Origin of the sequence: Micromonospora sp. ALFpr18c (genome assembly GCF_008868155.1) — a bacterium.
Taxonomy (GTDB): Bacteria; Actinomycetota; Actinomycetes; order Mycobacteriales; family Micromonosporaceae; genus Micromonospora.
The window spans coordinates 1-6192 of sequence record NZ_WBKR01000274.1; the positions used below are offsets into that span (position 1 = coordinate 1).

The window sequence follows — 6192 nt, forward strand, 5'->3', positions numbered from 1 at the left end:
CGGGTCGATCCGGCCCGGGACCAGCCGTTCCTCCAGGTTCTCCAGGCCCGCCCAGGAGATCAGCGCCGCCTCCGGCCCGCCCCCGGTGACCGGGTGACCGAGCGCGGTGAGCAACGTCGCCACCTCGTCGGCGACCGCGCCGCTCAGGTCGAGCAGGGTGGCTGGGTCGGGACGGCTGAACAGCATGGTGTGCACGGCCAGCAGTCGACCGAGTTCGGTGACCGGTTCGGGATGGTCGTCGACCCGCAGGTCGACCAGCACGTCGCTGCCGCCGGCGTACCCGCCGCCGCGCTCGACCACCAGTAGTCCGGCGCTCTGCCGCCCGCGCCGGTCCCCGCCGGCCTCGTCGCCCGCGCGCAGCGCGGCGAGCAGCCGCTCGGCGAACGGTAGCGCCGCCCCGGCCAGCCACGCGTCCGCGAGGGCGTCGACGACCTCCGGGCCGGTGAGCACGTTGCCCTGGGCGGCCCAGCCGTCGCCGGTCCGCCCGCCGGCCCACGGATGGCAGGCCGGACCGGTCCAACTCGCGCCCGGACCGTCGGCTCCCACCACACCCAGCTGGCGGTGCTCCCGCTCGGGGTCGGCGGCGATCAGGCCGGCCACCACGTCGACGGCGGCCACCCCGGTGCGCAGCAGGGTCAGCCCCTGGGGGCGGTAGGCGAGGTTGACGTGCGCCTGGGTGGCCAGCGCGCCGATCTCGGCCTCCGCCGCCGGCACCAGCGCCCCGGCGGCGAGGAACTTGCTGGCCACGGCGACGCCGTGCAGGCGGCCGTCGGCCGAACGGGCGACGAGGGAGAAGGTCACCCGCCGAGACTAGCCGGGCTGTCCGCGTACGCCGATGGGTCAGAACGGTGGCGCGGCGGCCTCCGGTGGGGCGCCGTGCGCCCGGCGGGCGTCGGCGACCGCGACGCCACCGAGCACCAGGACCCCGACGGCGGTGGCGGCCAGACCCACCACCATCACCAGGTGGGTGTCGGCCGCCGAGCGTCCGATGGTGGCCGGGTGACGGGCCTTCATCACCGCCTCGGCCAGGATCTGCCCGGCGCGCTGGACATAGATCCGCCACAGCACGATCGACGTGGCCAGCGCCAGCCCGAACGCCCACACGTGCCCCGACTCGTACGGCCCCTTGCTGTAGGCGAAGCCGGCCACCAGGATCGTCTCGCCCAGCGCGACGAGGAAGAACTGCTGGTACCTCTCCGCCAGGTGCTCCCCGGCGATCTCCCACTTGGAGATGGTCGACCGGCCCAGCCCCGGCACCGGCCAGCCGCACCGGGCGGCCGTGTACTCGATGACCAGCGCCGCCGTCCAGAGCTGCACCTGAGTGTTGGTCGGCAGCAGCGCCCCGCCGATCCACAACACCCCGGTGGAGGCGAACACCACCGTCATGCGCACCTTCAGGCGGCGGTACGGGTGCGGTCCCAGCGCCATCGACAGGATCAGCTGTCGGGACACCTGCGCGACCACGTACGCCACCGCGAACATCAACCCGGTCTCGGTGAACGCGCGGAGGATCGCCACCCCCATCACCATCGAACCCACCAGGGCGGTCAGCACGACGGTCTGCAGCGCCAGCTTGTACGGGTCGTACCGGCTGGTCGTCCACGCGGTGCCCTGCCAGACCGACCAGAGCGCGAGCAGCAACAGCAGCGTCTTACCGCTGCCGGTGACCGCCGCCCAGCCATGCTCCCGCGCCGGGCTCTCGGTCAGGTCCTCGAACGCGCGCGCGGAGATCCGGGTGAGCGCGAATACGTAGACGAGATCGAAGAACAGCTCCAGGAAGGTGGCCCGGCCCGGCGTTGCCGCCGCCGGGACCGGCTCCAGGTGTCCCGCCCCCCTGGAACCCATGCTCAGCGGCCTGCGCCGGTGGTCCGGTCCACCTGGCAGTCGTAGCACCCGGTGGCGGTGCCGGCGGCCGGAAGCCGGCGATTCTGCCCAGTACGGGGATCTTGCTCGCGGACCCCGTCAACGGGCACGATCGATCGGTGACGAATCGATGGGGTATGACGGTGCCGCTGGGCGGGATCGCGCTGGCCGACCATGACGCGGTCTACGCGGCGCTCGACCGGGCCGGGTTCACCGACGTCTGGTCGTCCGAGGTGGCCGGGACCGACGCGTTCACCCCGCTGGCGCTGGCCGCGGCCTGGCAACCCCGGCTGCGGTTGGGCACCGCGATCACCCCGGTCTTCACCCGGGGCCCCGGTCTGCTGGCGATGAGCGCGGCGGCGCTGGCCGAGGCCGCACCGGGCCGATTCTCGCTCGGCATCGGCGCGTCCTCGCCGGTGCTCGTACGGGACTGGAACGCGGTGCGGTTCGACGAGCCGTTCCGTCGTACCCGTGATGTCCTTCGCTTCCTGCGGGCCGCGCTGCGCGGCGAGACGGTCGACGAGGTCTACGAGACGTTCACCGTGCGGCGTTTCACGCTGGAGCGGCCGCCGGCCGTGCCGCCGCCGATCCTGCTCGCCGCGCTGCGGCCGGGGATGCTCCGGCTGGCCGGCGCGGAGGCCGACGGGGTCATCCTCAACTGGCTCAGCGCCGACGACGTGCCGCGCGCCCTCGCCGAGCTGGGTGAGCGCCGCCCCGGATTCGAGGTCGCCGCCCGCATCTTCGTCTGCCCCACCGAGGACGCCGCGTACGCCCGAGCGCTGGGCCGGAGGCTGATCACCAGCTACCTCACCGTCGGGGCGTACGCCGAGTTTCACCGCTGGCTCGGCCGCGACACGGTGCTGGCGCCGATGTGGGAGGCGTGGGCGGCCGGTGACCGGCGCGGCGCCAACGCGGCGGTGCCGGACGAGGTGGTCGACGCGCTGGTGGTGCACGGCACGCCGGAGCGGTGTCGTGCCCAGGTGCGCCGCTACGCCGACGCCGGTGTGGACGTGCCGGTCTTCGCGCTGCTGCCCACCCCCGAGGTCGCCGCCGGCGGCGCGACCGCGCTGCTCACCCTCATCGCCCAGTTGGGCGTCGAACCGGTGGGAGCGTCCGCATGAATCTCACCGACCGGATCGTGGTGGTCACCGGCGGCGCCGGTGGCATCGGGGCCGCGCTGTCGCGCCGGTTCGCCGCCGAGGGTGCCGCCGCCGTGGTGGTCGCCGACCTGGACGCCGACGCGGCCCGCGCGGTGGCCGAGGGCATCGGCCCGGTCGCGCACGCCGCCGCCCTCGACGTCACCGACGAGGACCAGGTCCGCGCGTTGGTCGCCGACACCGAGAAGCGGTACGGCCGCATCGACCTGTTCTGCGCCAACGCGGGCGTGACCACCGGCGGGGGAGTGGAGGTCGACGACGCCGGTTGGGACCGGGCGTGGCGGGTCAACGTGCTCGCCCACGTCTACTCGGCCCGTGCGGTGCTGCCCGGGATGCTCGCCCGTGGCGGCGGCCATCTGCTGCACACCTGCTCGGCGGCGGGCGTGCTCACGGCGGTGGGCGACGCCGCGTACACCGCGACGAAACACGCCTCGGTGGGTTTCGCCGAGTGGCTGGCCATCACCTACCGGGACCGGGGCATCCGGGTGAGCGCGCTCTGCCCGCAGGGTGTGGAAACTCCGATGCTCGCCGACGGGATCGCCGAGGGTCACCTCGGCGCCCGGGTGATCGCCGCCTCCGGCGCGGTGCTCACCCCCGACGAGGTCGCCGAGGCGGCCGTCGCCGGGCTGGCCGAGGAGCGTTTCCTGATCCTGCCGCACCCGGAGGTCGCCGACTACGCGCGCCGCCGGGCCGAGGACCCGGACGGGTGGCAGGCCGGCATGCGCAAGCTGGTCCGCCGCCTGACCGCCTGACACCGACCTGCCGCTACCGCTGCGGGACGCGCCCGGCGGCGAGCAGGTGCGCGCTCGACCCGACCAGCGCCGGTTCGCTGCTGTACACCTGGGCGAGGTCCACCGCGGCGGCGAAGACGGCGTCCTGCGTCGGCCCGCCCGCCGCCGCGTCCGCCGCCGTCCACGCCGGGCCTTCGACGTCGTGGACGACCACCCCGGTCAGCCCCGCCTCCGCGCACTCGTCGGCCACCTCCTCGGCGCGATGGAAGTAGGCGTGGGTGAAACCGATCCGCGGATCGTTGGTGCCGTCGGTCAGCAGGGTCCGTGCCTCCGCGAGTGTCCTGGCGTCCAGTCGTCCGGTGGCCGCGAAGTCCAGCGCGCCGGCGAAACGGGAGATGGCCGCGGCCACGACGCGACCACCGGGACGGGTGACCCGGACGGCCTCCCGCAGCGCCCGCAGCCGATCGGCGCGTCGCACCAGGCGTACTCGCCGGTGCCCCCACCGACGTCCAGGACGCGAGCGCCCGGGCCGGGCAGGAGATCCCCCAGGAGCTGCATCGTGCGGATCCACTCCAGGCGTGCCTGCGGCCGGCCGGTGAGCCGCTGATCCTCGCGGTAGCGCTGCGTGTAGTAGTCGATGATGTCGCTCGAATGCTGATCCACGCTCTGATGGTCATCGTTGTCCGGCGCGCGGGCCAGCGGATTACGGTGGTGCTCGGGTGCCCGTCCGCCGCGCAGATCAGGACTACTGCCGAGCGGCGGTCACCAGGGTCATCCGCCGGGGCGCGGGCGCGTGGCGGACGTGGCGGAAGCCGACCTCGGCGAGGCGGTCGGCCACCCAGTCCGGCGCGATGCGCAGCTTGCGGTACGCGCTGGTGGACAGTGTCCAGTCGCGCTGGGCCGTCCGTTGGTGGAGCAGGTCGTGGACGGTGACGACGTCCGGCCCGTACTCCAGGATGCAGGTCAGGATCGTGTCGGCGTCGGAGTGCACCGGGATGATCCGACTCGTTCCGGTACGGCTCGTGCTGAGGTCACGGAAGCTGAGCACGAGGCGACCGCCCGGGGTCAGGGCGGCGTACAGATCGGCCAGGAGTTGGGTGACGGCCGTGCGGTCCGGCAGATGGGTGAGCGTGTCTCCCATGCACACGGCCAGCTCGGCGGTGCCGGCGGGAAGATTCGCCGCGACCTCGCACAGGTCGTCCTGGACGACGCGGATGGCCGGATGGTCACCGGCGTAGAGCTCCAGTTCGGCCAGGAGCTTGGCGCTGCTGTCGACCGCCAGGATGGTCGGATGACCCATCCGGGCCAGGGCGATCGACTGGAAACCCGAGCCGCAGCCGAGGTCGACCGCGACGCCGGTGCCGGTCGGCTCGGCGACGCCGGCGCGACGGAGAACACCGAGCTGCTCCTCGACCAGGGCGGCGTGGGGCGCACCGAACATCCACGTGTAGTGGTCGGCGAGAAAGCCGTCGTAGTGCTGGTCCATCGGCGCTCCCACCCGGTTGCCTGCCGCCGTCCTGGTCTCGTTGGCCCTGAGTAGTTCACACGAGCCGGAACGGACCCATCCCCCGTCAACGGGAGCACACTCCCCTGCACGGGGGAGGAGGAGTCCGTTCATCGCCACCCACCATGGCGTCATGACTGTCGCCGCTCGTACGCGCCGATCCGCCGCCGCTCCACGCAGAGGCTGGGCGATGGCGTGCGCCGTCTTCGTCGTCGGTGCGGTGGCGCTGCGCCTGTACTGGATCGCGGGTGGCCGGTGGGGCTACACCGCCTGTGACCGCACTGATCTGGTCGACCCGGCGGGTGGCGCGGGGCGGACCGCGTCGAGACGCTGCCGTTCTGGGCGGGATGGGGAGCGGTCGGAGTCGGCGCCATCCTCGCGGTGGTGATCGTGTGCGCGGTCCGCTTTCCCGGCCGCACCGCGACCACGGCCAGCTGGGCCGCGGCCTGGCGACTGTCCCTCGTGTTCACCGACGATGCCGTCACCCGGTGGTACATGATCTTCCTGTCCGCCCTGTCGATGGGGTTGGCCCTGTCAACGCTCGGGCTCGTGCATCGCTGGGGACAACGGGTGCCTCGGTCGGTCCCGCTGCTCGGGGGTCGTCCGATCCCGGCGCGCCCGATCGTGCTCGTCGCACTGACCGGGGGCTGGCTGCTGGTCGCCATCTGCGCGTACTTCCTCCTGAACCAGAGGTTCCATCTGGTGCACTCCACCTGGGTGGGAATCGGGGAGGACGAGCCGGCACATCCGCCGCCCGACTGGGAGGTCCTGCGGTACTACGCCCCACTCCTAGCCTGGGGCCCCCTGGTCCTGGCAGTAGCCACCGATTACCAAAAGCGCGTACGGCGAGCGACCACCCGCTCTCGGTGATCAAGAGGTTTGCGTCAGGAACGGGGCCAGATCTGACGCAAACCTCTTGATCACCGAGGGGAGTGGG

7 protein-coding genes are annotated in these 6192 nt (G+C 73.1%); 3 read left to right on the forward strand and 4 right to left on the reverse strand.

The window, feature by feature from the left end; all coding sequences use genetic code 11:
* On the reverse strand, window positions 1–801 hold an 801-nt coding region (locus F8271_RS29195), incomplete at its 3' end, for a DUF1028 domain-containing protein (protein WP_151493050.1).
* 39 nt (window positions 802–840) lie between these two features.
* A complete protein-coding gene (locus F8271_RS29200; protein ID WP_151493051.1) occupies window positions 841–1845 on the reverse strand; it encodes a low temperature requirement protein A in 1005 nt (334 codons plus the stop codon).
* A gap of 155 nt (window positions 1846–2000) precedes the next feature.
* Here F8271_RS29200 and F8271_RS29205 point away from each other — a divergent pair, with 155 nt between their 5' ends.
* Together F8271_RS29205 and F8271_RS29210 are read left to right on the forward strand one after the other, a co-directional pair.
* Window positions 2001–2984 (forward strand): LLM class F420-dependent oxidoreductase, encoded by a 984-nt coding sequence (locus F8271_RS29205; protein ID WP_151493055.1) that lies wholly within the window; start codon window positions 2001–2003, stop codon window positions 2982–2984.
* Window positions 2981–3772 (forward strand): SDR family oxidoreductase, encoded by a 792-nt coding sequence (locus tag F8271_RS29210; RefSeq protein WP_151493052.1) that lies wholly within the window; start codon window positions 2981–2983, stop codon window positions 3770–3772. Before F8271_RS29205 ends, F8271_RS29210 begins: the two co-directional genes overlap by 4 nt.
* 13 nt (window positions 3773–3785) lie before the next feature.
* On the opposite strand, the gene F8271_RS29215 is transcribed toward F8271_RS29210, so the two are convergent.
* Both F8271_RS29215 and F8271_RS29220 read right to left on the reverse strand, forming a co-directional pair.
* Window positions 3786–4229 (reverse strand): hypothetical protein, encoded by a 444-nt coding sequence (locus tag F8271_RS29215; RefSeq protein ID WP_225854843.1) that lies wholly within the window; start codon window positions 4227–4229, stop codon window positions 3786–3788.
* 267 nt (window positions 4230–4496) lie between these two features.
* On the reverse strand, window positions 4497–5237 hold the full coding sequence (locus F8271_RS29220) for a bifunctional 2-polyprenyl-6-hydroxyphenol methylase/3-demethylubiquinol 3-O-methyltransferase UbiG (RefSeq protein WP_192580510.1): 741 nt from the start codon (window positions 5235–5237) through the stop codon (window positions 4497–4499).
* 402 nt (window positions 5238–5639) lie between these two features.
* On the opposite strand from F8271_RS29220, the gene F8271_RS29225 reads away from it, so the two are divergent.
* A complete protein-coding gene (locus F8271_RS29225) occupies window positions 5640–6125 on the forward strand; it encodes a hypothetical protein (RefSeq protein ID WP_151493054.1) in 486 nt (161 codons plus the stop codon).
* The last annotated feature ends 67 nt before the right edge of the window (window positions 6126–6192 follow it).